Annotated in this window: 16 protein-coding genes and 2 tRNA genes; 15 read left to right on the top strand and 3 right to left on the bottom strand. The window is 40.6% G+C overall.

Annotated elements, in window-relative coordinates; translation table 11 throughout:
* Positions 1 to 21 precede the first annotated feature (21 nt).
* The 7 genes from KA531_00460 to KA531_00490 all read left to right on the top strand — a co-directional run bounded on the left by KA531_00460 (position 22) and on the right by KA531_00490 (position 5605).
* Positions 22 to 2448: a leucine--tRNA ligase gene (locus KA531_00460; protein MBP6005369.1), complete on the top strand. Its 2427-nt coding sequence runs from the start codon at positions 22 to 24 to the stop codon at positions 2446 to 2448.
* Between the two features lie 141 nt (positions 2449 to 2589).
* Positions 2590 to 2754, top strand: a complete 165-nt coding sequence (rpmF, locus tag KA531_00465) for a 50S ribosomal protein L32 (GenBank protein ID MBP6005370.1) — start codon at positions 2590 to 2592, stop codon at positions 2752 to 2754.
* Between the two features lie 14 nt (positions 2755 to 2768).
* Positions 2769 to 3245 (top strand): transcription antitermination factor NusB, encoded by a 477-nt coding sequence (nusB, locus tag KA531_00470; GenBank protein ID MBP6005371.1) that lies wholly within the window; start codon positions 2769 to 2771, stop codon positions 3243 to 3245.
* Between the two features lie 13 nt (positions 3246 to 3258).
* Positions 3259 to 3738, top strand: coding sequence for an NUDIX domain-containing protein (locus KA531_00475; GenBank protein MBP6005372.1), 480 nt, complete (start codon positions 3259 to 3261; stop codon positions 3736 to 3738).
* Entirely contained in the window at positions 3738 to 4460 is a 723-nt protein-coding gene (rnc, locus tag KA531_00480) for a ribonuclease III (protein ID MBP6005373.1), read from the top strand. The genes KA531_00475 and rnc overlap by 1 nt, the downstream gene beginning before the upstream one ends.
* An 88-nt stretch (positions 4461 to 4548) precedes the next feature.
* Positions 4549 to 5121, top strand: a complete 573-nt coding sequence (locus tag KA531_00485) for a nucleoside-diphosphate kinase (GenBank protein ID MBP6005374.1) — start codon at positions 4549 to 4551, stop codon at positions 5119 to 5121.
* Positions 5122 to 5170: 49 nt separating this feature from the next.
* Entirely contained in the window at positions 5171 to 5605 is a 435-nt protein-coding gene (locus KA531_00490; GenBank protein ID MBP6005375.1) for a hypothetical protein, read from the top strand.
* A gap of 556 nt (positions 5606 to 6161) precedes the next feature.
* Here the strand turns inward: KA531_00490 and KA531_00495 are convergent.
* Positions 6162 to 6599, bottom strand: coding sequence for a RecX family transcriptional regulator (locus KA531_00495; GenBank protein ID MBP6005376.1), 438 nt, complete (start codon positions 6597 to 6599; stop codon positions 6162 to 6164).
* Between the two features lie 69 nt (positions 6600 to 6668).
* Between KA531_00495 and KA531_00500 the strand changes: the two genes are divergently transcribed.
* The 5 genes from KA531_00500 to efp all read left to right on the top strand — a co-directional run bounded on the left by KA531_00500 (position 6669) and on the right by efp (position 8475).
* Positions 6669 to 6743: transfer RNA gene (locus KA531_00500), tRNA-Arg, on the top strand.
* Between the two features lie 163 nt (positions 6744 to 6906).
* Entirely contained in the window at positions 6907 to 7200 is a 294-nt protein-coding gene (gene rpsF, locus KA531_00505) for a 30S ribosomal protein S6 (protein ID MBP6005377.1), read from the top strand.
* Positions 7200 to 7640, top strand: a complete 441-nt coding sequence (gene ssb, locus KA531_00510) for a single-stranded DNA-binding protein (GenBank protein MBP6005378.1) — start codon at positions 7200 to 7202, stop codon at positions 7638 to 7640. The genes rpsF and ssb overlap by 1 nt, the downstream gene beginning before the upstream one ends.
* Positions 7641 to 7662: 22 nt before the next feature.
* A complete protein-coding gene (gene rpsR, locus KA531_00515) occupies positions 7663 to 7911 on the top strand; it encodes a 30S ribosomal protein S18 (protein ID MBP6005379.1) in 249 nt (82 codons plus the stop codon).
* Between the two features lie 6 nt (positions 7912 to 7917).
* Entirely contained in the window at positions 7918 to 8475 is a 558-nt protein-coding gene (efp, locus tag KA531_00520; protein MBP6005380.1) for an elongation factor P, read from the top strand.
* 234 nt (positions 8476 to 8709) lie between these two features.
* Here efp and KA531_00525 read toward each other — a convergent pair.
* A tRNA-Asp gene (locus KA531_00525) sits at positions 8710 to 8786 on the bottom strand.
* A 178-nt stretch (positions 8787 to 8964) separates the two neighbouring features.
* Here KA531_00525 and KA531_00530 point away from each other — a divergent pair.
* The 3 genes from KA531_00530 (at position 8965) to KA531_00540 (ending at position 14550) form a co-directional block, all read left to right on the top strand.
* Positions 8965 to 10107, top strand: coding sequence for a hypothetical protein (locus KA531_00530; GenBank protein ID MBP6005381.1), 1143 nt, complete (start codon positions 8965 to 8967; stop codon positions 10105 to 10107).
* 112 nt (positions 10108 to 10219) lie between these two features.
* Complete coding sequence (locus tag KA531_00535; GenBank protein MBP6005382.1) at positions 10220 to 14287, top strand: DUF11 domain-containing protein; 4068 nt, start codon at positions 10220 to 10222, stop codon at positions 14285 to 14287.
* A gap of 5 nt (positions 14288 to 14292) precedes the next feature.
* Positions 14293 to 14550, top strand: coding sequence for a hypothetical protein (locus tag KA531_00540; protein MBP6005383.1), 258 nt, complete (start codon positions 14293 to 14295; stop codon positions 14548 to 14550).
* 408 nt (positions 14551 to 14958) lie between these two features.
* Here the strand turns inward: KA531_00540 and KA531_00545 are convergent.
* The coding region (locus KA531_00545) for a glycine--tRNA ligase (GenBank protein ID MBP6005384.1) at positions 14959 to 15852 on the bottom strand (894 nt) is incomplete at its 5' end.

A 15852-nucleotide genomic window follows, 5' to 3' on the forward strand; every position in this document is an offset into this window, starting at 1 on the left:
ATTAACAAGACAAGGAATAGGATGCAAAAATATAATCCAGTTGAGTTAGAAAAAAAATGGCAGAAAGTCTGGGAAGAGACAGGAATATATGCCACCCCGGATCAACCGAAGAAGCCTTACTATTGCCTGGTAATGTTTCCTTATCCAAGTGGAAATTTGCACGTAGGACACTGGTATAATTTTGCTCTAGCAGATAGCTTTGCTAGGTTTCAGAGAATGCAGGGTTATGATTTGCTGCATCCAATAGGGTTTGATGCTTTTGGATTACCTGCTGAAAATGCTGCTATTAAGCGAGGATTGGCGGCTGATCAGTGGACTACAGATAATATCAACCAGATGAAGCAACAGCTCAAATCAATTGGAGCCATTTATGACTGGGATCGTATGATAAATACATCAGATCCAGAATATTATCGTTGGACACAGTGGCTCTTCTTGCAGTTTTATAAGTCCGGTCAAGCATATCAGGCTGAGGCTTTGGTTAATTGGGATCCTGTAGATCAGACTGTGCTTGCCAACGAGCAGGTTATAGATGGTAGGGGTGAGCGATCAGGAGCCCTTGTGGAGAAAAAAAGACTCAAACAATGGTTCTTTAAGATCACGGACTATGCAGATGAATTACTTGATGAGTTAGACAATCTAGATTGGCATGACAATATCAAGCAAATGCAGCGCAATTGGATTGGCAAGAGTCAAGGTAGCCAATTTGGGTTCACTGTAGAGGGTAAAGAGCTAATGATCGAAGTCTTTACTACTAGGATCGATACTTTGGCAGGGGCAACATTTTTGGTCTTAGCTCCCGAACACGAATTAGTCGAAAGGATCATTGATGATCAGTACCGAGCAAAGATTAAGGATTATCAAAAACAAGTTGCCAGTATGACAAATCTAGATCGAATTCAGTCCGATAATAAGGATGGAGTATTTACGGGTGCTTATGCAATAAACCCCTTGACTGGTAAAAGAATGCCGATTTATATTGCGGAGTATGTCTTGCCAGAATATGGTACAGGGGCAATTATGGCCGTTCCTGGACATGATCAACGAGATCATCAATTTGCCACCAAGCATGGCCTAGAAATTATTGAAGTGATTGATTCTAATGGACTAGATTTAGTCGATCAAGCTTATGAGGGTGATGGTAAATTGATCAATTCAGGACAGTTTGATGAACTTAATCAAGAAGATGCCAAGTACCAGATTACTGAAGCTTTAGCTAAGACTAATCAATCAAAATTGGTAACAAACTACCGTTTGAAAGATTGGTTGATCTCTCGTCAAAGGTATTGGGGTTGTCCAATCCCAATTATTTATTGTGATTCTTGTGGAGTGGTACCAGTCCCCGAAGCCGATCTTCCTGTAGTCTTGCCACTAGAGCAGGAGTTTGATAACAAAATCGATTCACCCTTAAAGCGTCATCCCGAATATCTACAGCTAGAATGTCCAGAGTGTGGAGGGTCTCAGGCTAGGCGTGAAACAGATACTCTGGATACTTTTGTAGATTCTAGTTGGTATTTCTTGCGTTATGCTGATAATCACAATTCTGATAGAGCATTTGATATCAGCAAGGTTAATGCCTGGATGCCAGTAGATCATTATATAGGTGGAATTGAACATGCTGTGATGCACTTGCTTTATGCAAGATATTTCACTAAGGCTTTAGCAGACTTGAAACTGGTTGGCTTTCGTGAGCCTTTCAAGCGACTGACCAATCAGGGAACAATCCTAGGTCCAGATGGTCAAAAAATGAGCAAATCCAAGGGTAATGTTGTTGATCCTGATCAGTATGTTAGTCAGTATGGATCAGATAGCGTCCGAATATATTTGATGTTTTTGGGGCCTTTTAGCCAGGGTGGTCCCTGGGATGATTCAAGATTTGAGGGCATCACTAGGTTTTTGACCAGACTTTACAGCCTGGTAGTCGATCCTTATCGGGCAGGTGAGTTTGAATCAGATCAAGAGACAGAACTAGTGCAGAAACTGCATGCCACGATTAAAAAGCTCGGGGAGGATCTTGAAGAATTGAAGTTTAATACGGCTATCGCTAGTCTAATGGAGCTAGTAAATCTGATGCAGGATAAGAAAAATCAAGGTGTAATATCATCTGATATTTGGCATCAGAGTCTTAGATATTTGAGTTTGATCTTAGCACCGATCACTCCCCATTTAGCAGAAGAGTTTTGGCGACATCTAGGGGAAGAACAGAGTATCCACCTTCAATCTTGGCCAGCCTATGATCCTGACGTGATCGAGCAATCAGAGTTAATTATTCCAATCCAGATCAATGGTAAAAAACGTTCAGAGATATTGGTTACTCAAGGCTTAGATCGCGAAGAGGTGACTAAGCTTGTGCTTGATAATGCCCGAGTGCGACAGCTGCTTGAGGGCAGAGAACCAGACAAGATTATTGTGGTACCAGATAGAATTGTTAATATCGTGTTAGAATAGGGTGCTGTATAATTGTTATTTTTCGAATCTCTAAGAAGGAGTTTAGAAGGAGTCACTTTGAAGTAAGTTTTGGATTGAACTTTTTTCAAGTTAGTGATACAATAAATCAAAGGTAAAAGAAGAAGCAAAGAGAGGTAGTATATGGCTGTACCAAAAAAACAATCATCTAGGTCAAAGGTTCGAAGAAGACGCTCACACCAGGCAATTAAACCTGAGGGTTTGATCGTTGAGCCAAGAACAGGTCAGGCTGTACCTAGACGATTATTTAGGGCAATCAATCTAGGTCTAGTCAAGCTAAAAAAATAGCTTGTAGTCTGATAATGGCATCCAATCGACATTTAGCAAGAATTGTAGCAATGCAAGCATTGTTTGAGTTAGCTTTTGGTCTTGAGATTGGCTTGATTCAGGTAGGCGATCAATCTAGTATAAAATCAATCATTGACCGATCAATCGATGTCTACAAGATGTCAGTTAAGGATCAAGAATTTTGTAGAGATCTTTATTATGGTAGTATTGAGAATCTTGATGCACTCGATCAAATAATTGCTCCAGCTGCTCCAGAATGGCCAATTGGTCAAATATCCAAAGTAGATTTGGCGATCTTGAGACTTAGCGTTTTTGAGCTAACTACTTATGACCAGATCACTCCCTATAAGGTGATCATCAATGAAGCTGTAGAGGTAGCAAAGTCTTTTGGAGGAGAAAATTCTTCAAAATTTGTCAACGGGGTACTGGCTACAGTGTATAAAGAACAAATAGAATCTAAACAAGGGGAAGATTATGTCAAGACCGATTAGGGATAATAGACAAATGGGAAGGCGTTTGGCAAAACGCTTTAAGATTACAGCGATTAGGGAATATAGTTCAGGAGGATTTGTTTTTCGTCAAAATGGCCAGGGTGATATTGATCTATTATTGATTGAAGATAAGAGAGGGCGTTGGAGTATCCCCAAGGGGCATATTGATCCAGGAGAAACATCCGAAGAGACTGCCTTGCGAGAAATCAATGAAGAGACCAATTTAGAAAGTCTAAGGTTAATAGAATTAATGGACGAGATTTATTTTTTTTATAAGATAGAAGGTAGGTTTGTTCATATGACAGTTTTTGTCTATTTACTAGAAGCAATTAAAGGCTTTCAGGAACAGATCCAGGTAGAAGATCTAGAGTGGATCACGGAAGTCAAATGGTTTAGTGCCAAGGATGCCTACCACTTGATTGAATATCCAGATCTCAAGAGGTTGACTAAGCATGCTTACAAAAGAATTACAGGTAAGGAGTTGGTTGTCTAATGATTGACAAGCTCAAACAAGACCTCCATGGATTATTTGCTGATTTTGGCATCAAGATCAATAACCCAGACTTGATAATTAGGGCCTTTATCCATCGTAGTTATCTTAATGAGAATCGAGGTATAGATAGTGAGCATAATGAGCGCTTAGAATTTCTTGGTGATGCAGTATTGGAATTAGTGGTAACCGAATATCTGTATCGAAAATTCTCAAGGGATGAAGGAGTATTGACAAACTTGCGTTCAGCCTTAGTTAAGACTGAAACCTTATCTGAGACTGTCAAGGATCTAGGATTTTCTGATTATTTACTGGTCTCAAGAGGAGAATTAAAGTCGGGTGGTAGAGAAAGAACTAGCTTGCAGGCAAATCTTTACGAGGCAATTGTTGGAGCAATTTATTTAGATCAAGGTATTGATAAGGCTAGAGAATTCATTACTACTACTTTACTGAGCAAGCTTGATCAGATTTTATCTACCAAAGCCTATCTTGATCCAAAAAGTCATTTCCAGGAGCTCAGTCAGCAATATTTCAATATTACTCCTACATATCAGGTGCTGGATGAATCAGGACCAGATCATGATAAGTTATTTACGGTTGGTATTTTTGTTGGTGACCAAAAGTTTGGAGTGGGAGAGGGGACGAGTAAGCAGTCTGCCCAACAAACTGCAGCTGAAGACGGACTCAAAAACTTGCCAAAGCATAAACAATCATTTAAATTGTAATATAAGTAATTAAGAGAAAAGGAGAACAGTGAGTAACACAAAGTTAGATCCAAGGATTCAGGCAATCAAGACTCAGCATACTTTTTGCATGATTAAGCCAGATGGTGTTAAACGTGGGTTGTCTGGAGAAATTATTAGAAGGATTGAGACTGCTGGACTCAAAATAGTAGCACTCAAAATGATGACTGCTGATGAGGACATGATTCGTAAGCATTATCCAATGAGTGATCAGGCTTGGGTAGATCGTCTGGGGGATAAAGGGCTAGGGACTTTTGAGGAATATGATTTAGATCCAGTTGAATTTTTAGGTACTTCCGATAGGAGTCAAGTCGGGAGGCAAGTTGCAGAAACCTTGGTGGGCTATATGACTTCAGGACCTGTTGTCTGTATGGTTGTTGAAGGCGTACAGGCAATCGACATGATTAGAAAACTAGCAGGCCATACATTACCATTTAAGGCAGAAATGGGTACGATTAGGGGAGATTTTTCAGTCGATAGCCCAGGAGTAGCTAATGTTGAAGGGCGAGCTATCCATAATCTATTTCATGCTAGCGAGAACCCTACAGAGGCTGCAAATGAAGTAGCATTGTGGTTTAGTGAAGCAGATAAGCAGAAATATTTCCGTGTAGATGAATCTTTGATGTATTCAAAGCACTATTAATCAAATAGTATTTGGATCTATGCAGATTTGGGCAAGTAAAATCACTAAGATGCCGGTTTTTGATGTGTCTTTGGGTAAATATGTAGCCTGGACTAACGGTCTAATTTTTGACCCAAAGACGCTGAGGGTTAAGCTTTTTAAGATTCAGTCTCACAAAGATCAATTCTACCTGAGAGTGGAGGATATTGCTGAGATTATTGCCAAAAGGATTTTGATCAAAAGTCAGTCAGACATCTCTGAAATAGAAGATTTAATTCGTTACCAATCTTTGATCGAGCAAAGTTTGACCATGGTAGGACTTCCGGTGTTTGATGATACTGGCAAAAAGCATGGGGTCTGTAAAGACCTATTACTTGATAGCTGGGGTCTTGATCTTAGTGCCATTAGCCTCAAGCCTAGCTTGTTCAATCGTCTGCTGTATCGAGAGCGAAGAATTGATGCTTTGCAGATTAAGCAAATCCTTGATGGTAAAATTATTGTCTAAAATCGTACTTAACTTTCTAGTCCCCATTTTATTTCCGTTATTATCCGAGAAATCGCTAAACCTATATTCTCACCTTCCGAGACTCTGCTAACCCTTCTGCTATTCTCTGAGCCCACTGTAGCATCCCTCAAAACCCTCTCCTGCCCCGTCATCCCCCGTATTGTTCGCAAGGAAATACGGGGTTCCTGTTATTATTGAATTAGACAATGCAAAATACTAGATATCCCATAAATACCTGCGGGATTTTGGAATATGACGGAGTAGGGTCATCCTCTGAAACCCGAAGGGAATTATGAGGGAATCAATATTTTGTATTTGTATTTATATCCACCATACTCAGAGCTAATCTTCGGATATCCAGATATACTAGAAACAAATAATACAGATAATCCATCCCATGTAGTATCTTTTTAGATTGATATCGAAAGAAGTCCAGGATGACGAATTGCTTTTGTATTTGGGTTAGCTTAATGTATAATCATAACTAGTTTAATAAGAGCGAGAATGGAGGTATATGGGATTATTATTAGTTTTGATTATTTGGGGGTTGGTTGGACTAATTGGTTGGCGAGCTGTTTTCGAACGCTAATTTGATCGACTGATAACTGTAGCCACGCCTAAGGAGTTTTTGGTAGGTCGATGGGGTATTCTCTAGGTTGCGTAAATTAATCTGGGTGATTAGACTTTGCTCAATCCATATCTGCTCGATAGAATCAATCGCTAATTTGATTAATTCGGAGCTGAGACGTTTTTTGGTCAAGGCTTGTTTAAGCTGCAAAGGGGAACGGTGCCTGATCCTAATCGCTTCTTCTGTCCAGGCTAGAATGAGGGAGTTATCATCGACTAGCTTAGATTCGATTAAGGCATTGTGTACACCAGGGGTATAGTCAAGTTGATTTTTTTGGCAAAAGCTAATAATCTCAGATTCAAATCTTGGACTATAATTGATCCAAGTGACAATTTTGTCTAGTGTCTTCTTTTCCTCTGGGCTCATAGCTTGATAATATCACAGATTGCTTACAATTATCAGATGTGATAGGGTAGAAATTGGGAGACTTTGGTTGCCCTGGTAGCTCAGAGGAAGAGCGTCTCCGTCCTAAGGAGAGCGTCGGGGGTTCGATTCCCTCCCAGGGTACCAGCTAACTAATTGGGTATATGAGTATTTGTGATACTTGGCTTATTCCGATCAGGGCAGTAACTAAATTGCTCAGAGTATCTTATTTCATGACTACGTTTTGTTTTTATCTGAATCAGTGATAATTAGGATTGATGAAATCGATTTAGGCTGGTATAATACGAGCATGCAAAGAAAATATGAAGTAGCAATCGTCCTAAGTCCGGACTTGGAGGCAGTAGTAGCCAATAGTAAATCCAAGGTAGAGGCCAGTATTACGGAATTGGGTGGCAAGATCGTAGATGTCGATGAGTGGGGTAAGCGTCGGCTAGCTTATCCAATCAAAAAACATGAATGGGGTATATATTACTTCTTTTATGTCAAAATTGATCCCAAGGATATTTTGGAGCTAGAAACCAAGTTTCGTTACAACCAAGAGATTCTGAGATTCTTAGTAACCAGACAAGAGGAAAATAAGTAGTGTCTAGAAGCTTTAATCAAGCAATTGTTGTCGGCAATCTGACTAGAGATCCTGAGCTCAGGACTACTCCATCTGGCAAGACTGTAGTAGGATTTGGTATTGCTACCAATCGTAGCTGGAAGACTGATGCTGGTGAGCAGAGGGATGAAGTAGAATACCATGATATTGTTGTATGGGGTAAACTCGGTGAGATTTGTAATCAGTATCTCGGTAAAGGACGCAAAGCTATGGTAATCGGTAGGCTTCAGACTAGGAATTGGGAGGACAAAGATGGTAATAAGCGTCAAAAGACTGAAATCATTGCTAGTGATGTAACTTTTATGGACGGAGGTGGCCAATCAGCTAACCCCAGTGTCTCTAGTCCGTCTAGCCAATCTTCTAGTGTTGTTCAAGATATCGATGAAGGCAGTGAAGTTAATCTAGATGATATTCCATTTTAGTTAGTAAGATAGAGGAGAAGATATGAGTGATCAAGTAGATAATACCCAGGTACAAGTAGATGATCAGGTTTCTGATCAAGCTCAAATAGCAAGACAATCAGGAGATAAAGTTGATTATAAGGATATCAAGAATCTACAGAGGTACATAACCCCGACAGGCAAGATTGATACTCGACGTAGAGGTGTTACTTCCAAGCAACAAAAGAAGATAGCAGATGCTATTAAGCGTGCCAGACACTTGGCACTTTTGCCATACGTAGTAAATCAATAAGCATAGATGTATTCAATTACTGATCTCAGGAAGGATACTTTGATAGATTTGGATGGAATTCCTCATCGAGTGGTCGAATATCATCACGCTCAATTGGGTAGGGGCGGAGCAACAGTTCGAATCAAGGTCAAAAATCTCGCCACCGGTCAAGTACTAGATAGGACTTATAAAAATGATGAGAAGATTGCTCCAGCTGACGTAGTACGCAAAAAGATTCAATATTTGTATAGCGATCAAGAGAATGCTAGCTTTATGGATACAATTACTTTTGATCAATATCAGGTAGGGAAATCAGAGTCAGAGGATGTCCTGAAGTATTTCCCAGAAGGGGCAGAGCTGGAGGCTTATATTTATAATCAAGCAATTGTGAGTTTTGAATTGCCCAATAATACGATCCTCGAGGTGGTAGAAGCTCCAGGTGCTGATAAGGGCAATTCTGCTAGCGGTGCTACCAAGGTAGTCAAGATGGAGACAGGTATCAGTGTCAATGCACCCCTTTTTATCAAGGTAGGTGACAAGCTCAAGGTCGATACTCGTTCTGGTGACTATCTTCAGAGAGCCTAAGCCAAGTAAAAATCATTTTTCACCACTCTTGACATAGTCAACTATCATCAAAAGTCGCGGACAGTCCGCGACAATCTTAATCTGAGAGATAGCCAACAACCGCGGACAGTCCGCGACATTTTATAGGGTGTAATATCGGTTTAGCGTAGACTTTTTATCAGTAATAAAAAAGTGCAATTAATATCCAGTAAGCTCCTTGACTTATCGGGTATTAATTGCACTTTCAATATGTTCTGGCGGGCTCGACCGGATTCGAACCGGCGATCTCCTCCGTGACAGGGAGGCATGTTAGGCCTCTACACCACGAGCCCGCATAAAAACTCAACTATTATGAATAGTTGATAGAGTAAATCCTAACATGAATGCTAGGATTTGTCTATTGGATTATTGGTAAGACTCAAGGCTTAGTCTCAAACAAAGACTAGATAAGGGTGTGAGGTTTTGCCTATTGTGTTACAATCAAAATGATCTATAAAATGGAGGTATAGAATGATTAAGGGTTTCAATAAATATTTGCTATTAGGACTGCTTGGGGTTTTGGTAGTAGGGGGATTCTTCGTTGGTTCTGCTAGACCTGTTCAAGCTGAGGAAAAGTCTGATGATAGTCAGGGGGTAGATACAGTAGTCCTGGAAGGGCCAGTGGTTAAAGTAGGTCAAGAATTAGTGGTTGATCAATACATCAAAGGGGATTTAATAATAATGGCTAGGAAGGTTCAGATTACCGGGGTGGTAGAGGGTAGTGTTTATGGTATGGCAGAAACTGTAGATTTGGATGGTCAGGTAGAGGGCAACATGCATCTTCTGGCTAGAGATATTGATTATGCCGGAGAGGTACAGGGTAGTAGTTATAGTCTTGGTCAATATTTTACTATGCAAATAGGATCAATGATCGGTGGTTCTGTAATAGCTGCTGGAGAAGGTCTGGATATTCAGGGGAAGGTTAAGAATATTTTCTTTGCAGGCTCTAGATTATTATTAGGCGGTCAAGTTGACCAAGCAAATTTACGCGTAGATAGTCTGGAGATTATTGATAGTGCAAAGGTTGGCAAGATCCAGGGGCAATACAAAGAATCTGAGATTTCTGAATCTGCAAATATAGAAGATAACCAATTGACAATGGTCGAGTCAGAGCCGAAAGCAAATAATGCGGCAAAGAGAGTTTTTATGAAATCCGGGGCAATTCTTGGATGGGCTATTGGTTTCGCTTTGCTATTTATGTTTGTGAAGTATTATTTGGTATCAATATATCAAGCCCTTGACTCCCGGAGTGGAGATCCCTTGAAAAGTTTGGGTGTAGGATTCTTGGCATCCATAGCCTCGCCATTAGTTTTGTTAGCTGGGATCATGCCGTTTATCGGCTGGTCATTCATTGGTTTAGCTATAGCTATCTGGATATTGGCTTTGACCCTAACTCCAGTGATAATTATCCAGATCATCGCAAATAAGGTTGCTAATCGTAATCTCCAAATATGGGAGATATTGGGTATAGCTCTATTGGTTAGTCTAGCTTACAGTTTGCCCTTAATTGGACTTTTAGTTAAGTATTTTGGTGTAATAATCAGTCTCGGCTTAATATTAAGGACAGTTGTCAGTAAGACCAATAAGAAATTAAACAAGAATAGACTTGCATAGACCTAAGTGCTTATGATAATCTAAGATTAACTATCGTGAGGGTAGCGTTCACAAAGCAATGCGTGAAAATAAAAACTAAAAAGTAAAGCTATTATTAAATAGAGGTGGAGTAATGATACAAAAGTTGAATTTGTTTGGTAAGCTAGGGACAAGGAAGTCAATTATTACCTTGGCAGGGTTAGGGTTGGTCATAGTTGGAGCAGTCAATATTACTTCAGTCAGTGGTCTAAATCAGCAGACTAGCAACAATCAAACATTGAGCAAGGATGTCAATCCAATTGTTAACGGTAATCCTGATTATACTACCACTACCGTAAATGCTGGTGGTGAATTAGAGTGGATTATTGAATATGGCAACGATACAGGCAGTATCGTTGATCCCGTTACTATCACGGATGATATTATTGGTGGACAACAATATGTAGGGGGGAGCCTAGATGTTCCTCTTGGTTGGGAGGAAGGCTACTCGACAAATGGTGGTAGTAGCTATAGTCCTACAGAGCCAGCAGCTAGTAGTGTAAATTCATTGCAAGCTACCGGTAACAGGATTACCTCTCCTTCCACAGGTATCAATGGTCTGATACCCGCACCAGTTGCTTCTGTCAATCAAGACAAGTCAGTCACTCATGGGGATGGTTATTTGCCTATTGTTTATCGCAGCGGAGATATTTATAGGGTATACAATATTTACCATCACAATTCTTGGGAAGATGGCGATGCTACTGGTATCATTAATTGTTTTGATGTCAACTCTGGCGATTATTGTGCTGATACTAGTTTTGATTATACTACTGGACTATATACGCCCCTAACAGGCGTTGGAGTGCAGACTTCGTGGTTTCCAGAAGGTCAGCAGGCAGTTATAAATGGCAAGTTTTATTATGCAGTTCATCAGGAAGCTAGTAGCAATGTAGGTGTTGGTTGTTTAGATCTCGCTACCGGGGTAGATTGCACTACCAATTCCTATACTCAAATTAGTGCTGATGCTCCTTGGTATACTTATGCCAATGCAAATAAAAACCACCATGCTGGTATCGAGGGTCCTGCGGTAGTGGGGGACACGCTTTATTTCTTCGTTCGTCATAGTAATGGCAAGCTCTATATGCATAGCTACAACACAACTACTGGAGTAGCTAATACCACCGGAGTTCAGATCAATACCACCGGAGTTTATCTAAATGACCCCATCCAGAGTGAGGGGGAACTGTACGTACCCTATGAAGTAATAGGAACAAAGATTTATTTTACAATCAATTTCCAGATCAGTGGCACTAAGAGTGCTCCTGAGTTTGGTTGCTTTGATACTGCTACCAATTCTGCTTGCGCAGGATATAGTTCGACTGCAATCTTACCTAACGCAACTGCTACAGCCAATTTTGCAGCCGGGGCACAGACCTGGATTTATTATTCAGTTTATCCTGTATATCTACCAAATGGTAGCGTAGATAGTGTCTGTACATCTACCCTAGCTCAGTATAATCAAGATATTAACAATCCAGCTGGGTATCAATACCCGACTTATTGTTATTCACCAACCAGTAATACACCCTACATCAACACATCGGTTCAATCTAGCCTTGAAGCCTTTTGGGCAAGCTATAGCAGTATTCCCGCAGTTAGCAGTATGGTCAACAATAGTAGTCAGGGTGTGAATGGAATGTTGATGATAGAAGAGATTAATATCAATCTCAATGGTGCTAATAGGACCTATTTTGCTACCAGAAGTAGTGATCAGTATCCTAGTAACAATGATGAAACCCAAGGTCTTGGGATAGTCGCTTGCTATGATTTTACCAATTCTCAGCCTTGTGCAGGATTCGGAACAGCCGGATTACCAGCAGGGATAGCTACTTTTGGCAACGTCAATCCTAGCCAGCTAAGTGCTACTCCGACTTTTGGTAATACTCAGGACTACGGTTACGATTACGACCAAGTAAGTGGATGTATGTGGGGGTTGGGGGATGAAGGGTACCTTTGGAGCTTTGATGCAGAGACAGGAGCAAGTCCCTGTAGCTCGATATCCGAAACTATTGAATTAGACCTTAACCCAGATAATTTCTACTGTGATGGTAAGAGTGACAATTATATTCAGGGATGGGATAGTTTGACCGTGCTAGAGCCAGGATCTGGTGTTCCTGCTACTGTTAGTTATACTGTTACAGTCTATGATGTTAACAATAATCCAATATCTGGATATCAGAATATTACATTACCAGCTAGTAATCAATTAGATCTAAGTGGAATCAATAGCACGACTTATTCTAGCTTGCGAGTAGAGGTGACTGCAGCAGATAGTAATAATGGTACTAGTTGGACTAATACTATACCTGTGATGTTGACTTTTGAGGCTACTAATAATCCTCAAGTTTGTTATCGTACAATAGTCCCAGATAATTGTGATATTACCTCAGCAGATAACACTGCAGTGGTTGATGCCGATGGTACTACAATCAGCGTCAGTGATAGTATAGAAATCATCAATCAGTCCAATTGTGATCCAGGAAGAATAGGTAATCAAGTCTGGAATGACCTAGACCGTGACGGAGTATTTGATACAGGGGAACCAGGTATCCCTGGGGTAGTGGTCAAGCTCTATCAAGGTGTTTGTTCTAGTAATACAGCCCAATCTACTCCAATTGCCACTACTACAACAGGGTCTGATGGAACCTATTATTTCAATGGACTACCAGTAGATCAAAGTTACTATGTAATTGTAGACAAAACAAGTAATAGTGTGATCAATGACTATACTTTGTCAGTTGGCTCAAACCAGTCTGCTGATAATTACTCCAAGGATGACAGTTGCTACGAGGTAAATCTTACAACTGCAAATCCAACCAATCTAACTGCTGATTTTGGATACTATGCTGGGAGAATTGGTAATCAGATCTGGATAGATTTAGATAGAGATGGTATCTTCGATGATGGACTAGAGACTGGTGTTGCTGGAGTAACCGTTAAGCTCTATCAAGGTGTTTGTAGTAGTCATACTACAGCCTCATCTCCACTTAGTACCACCACTACAGCCAATGATGGTACGTATTATTTTGATGAGTTAGCTCTAGACCAAACGTATTATGTAATAGTTGATAGGACTGGTAGTTCAATCGAGAATTATCTTCATGTCATGGGAAGTGACCAGTCTGCTGATAATTACTCCAAGGATGAAACTTGTTATGGGGTTAATTTGACCGCCGGAAATCCAGAGAATTTAACAGCTGATTTTGGTTATTATGCGTCAGGTATTGATATCGCGGTAAACAAAGAGATAGTGGGGCAGGCTGATGGTGCGACTTTAGCTAGAGGGCAAAAGTTTACTTATCGAATTACTGTCACTAATCTTGGTCCTGACGAAGCCAAGAATATTACGATCAAAGACCAATTTCCAGGAGGAATTACAGTAGAGCCTGGATCCGTTAGTTGTGTATTTAAAAATCCAGAAAACACTTGTGATATTAATCCAGCTATTAGCAACTATACGGGTATTCTGACAGAGGATCAAAATATCGGATTGTTGGTCAATCAGAAATTGGTAATTGATGTAGTTGCTACTGTAGATAAAGATACATCTGGAACAATTATCAACATAGTTGAAGTAGCGGAAAAAGGCAGAGAAGAAGTAACTTATGCGAACAATAAAGATACTGTTAGTTTTGTAGTACCAAAAGAAATTGACCTAGCTATCACCAAGACTCATGATCCGGCTCAACCAACTGCCGGTGGTATAGTGACCTACACTATTGTGGTGGTCAATAATGGCCCCGACGATGTCGAAGGCGCTACAATGAACGACAATGTTCCGGAAGTGATTACTGCAGTTAGCTGGACATGTACTGCTAGTGCTAATGCGGTATGTCTAGATACGAGTGGTAGTGGTAATCAAATAAATGCGGTTAGCAATATGCTGAATGGTGCTTCAGTAACTTATTCAGTAGTGGGGACTTTGTCAGGTAGCGCAAGTGGCGAGATAGTCAATCAGGCTTCGGTTACCGCTCCTGAAGGTTATATTGAGACTACACTTGAAAACAATACTGATTCGACTGCCTTTAGTATCGCTCCACCTGCATCTTTACCACAGACTGGTTTTACTAAGAATTTAAGCCTAGTAGGAATACTTAGTCTGATGCTTGGATTATTTATTGTCTATAAGCAACTTAGAAATTTGCCAGCAAATCAGTAGTCCTAATGAGTAAACACCCAATCAATGATTCTGATTTGGAGATGATAGTCAAGATTGCCTTATATCAGATATTGGGATTAGTATGGATGGTTAACAGTGGGGGTTATCGGATTTTCCCGATTGGTTTGGTGATTGGTTATTTTCTGACCAAGCATGAGAAGCTACGCTTAAACCAACGGCTTGAGTTTGCACCACTAGTAATGGGATCGACCCTGGGGTTGGTTGGCGTTGGTGGGGTTTACTTGGCTTTGCCTTGGTTTTAAAGATAGATACTATCCAGAGTCAGTTGGCCAAAATCCTGTAAGGATTTATGGAGATCTAACGTTTCGCATCAAGTGATTAGCTAAATGTCAGTAGAGGTGGATCCCCCGTATTGTTCTACGAACAATCGGAGGATGACGAGAGAGGAGGGGCTTCGGGGATGATAATACAAGGGAGGGCTCCAGGGACGAAACTATACTCCCGAAAACAAAACCCATACCTTTGACTGTATCTTACAGTATATAACTTTCACTATTACTTCTCATCATATCTATATATATGATTTATCACAATAACAACAATTCTAGATCTATAATCTATGACTCCCAAGCGAACAGGTTTTGTTTTGAGTGGATATAAGAACCAAGTGTCATGTTTCTTTAGGCTTGAGACGGTTGCTGTATATTTGATTAAGATCGGAATTGATCTTGAATATAGGAGGTTAGGTCGGCTATTTTGATCCTGATTTGTTCCATGCTATCCCTATCCCTGATAGTAATGGCCTGGTCTTCTAGGGACTCAAAATCGACAGTCACACATAAGGGTGTACCTATCTCATCTTGTCTACGGTAGCGTTTACCAATGCTCTGCGTCTCATCATATTCTGCCATTAGGCCAGATTGACTAACTTCTTTAAATAACTGCTTTGCAAGGTCGGTAAGAGGCTCCTTCTTGCTTAGGGGTAAGATTGCTACTTTGATCGGGGCGATAGCTTTGGCAAGTCTAAGTACAGTCCTAGTCTCACCATTAACTTCTTCTTGGTCATAAGCATTGGTGATAGCAGCCATCATTAGTCTGCCAACTCCGACTGAGCTCTCTATTACGTTAGGGACGAAACGGCTAGAGTCATTTGGATCAAAGTAGCTGAGATCTTGACCACTCTCTTTGATATGACTACTGAGATCAAAGTCAGTTCGGTTGTGAGTTCCCCAGAGTTCTTTTTTGCCATGGGGGAAATGGAAGTAGATGTCATGAGCTGCTGCTGCGTAGTGAGCTCTCTCATCATCTCCATGTTCGTGCCAACTGAGACGTGCTGGATTAATGCCCATCCTTGAAACTAAAAAGTCCCAAGCAAAATCTCGCCATTCCTGGTAAGCTTGGTCTTGAATGTTTGGATGAATGAAGTATTGCATCTCCATTTGTTCTAGTTCGCGAACACGAAATATGAAGTCGCGGGGATTAATCTCATTGCGGAAGGCTTTACCGACTTGAGCTATACCAAAAGGTAGTTTGGAGCGAGTAGTTTCTCGGACGAGTTCATAGTTGGTAAAGATTGATCCAGCTGTTTCTGGACGCAGATAGAC

Source organism: Candidatus Saccharibacteria bacterium (genome assembly GCA_017983775.1).
GTDB lineage: Bacteria > Patescibacteriota > Saccharimonadia > JAGOAT01 > JAGOAT01 > JAGOAT01.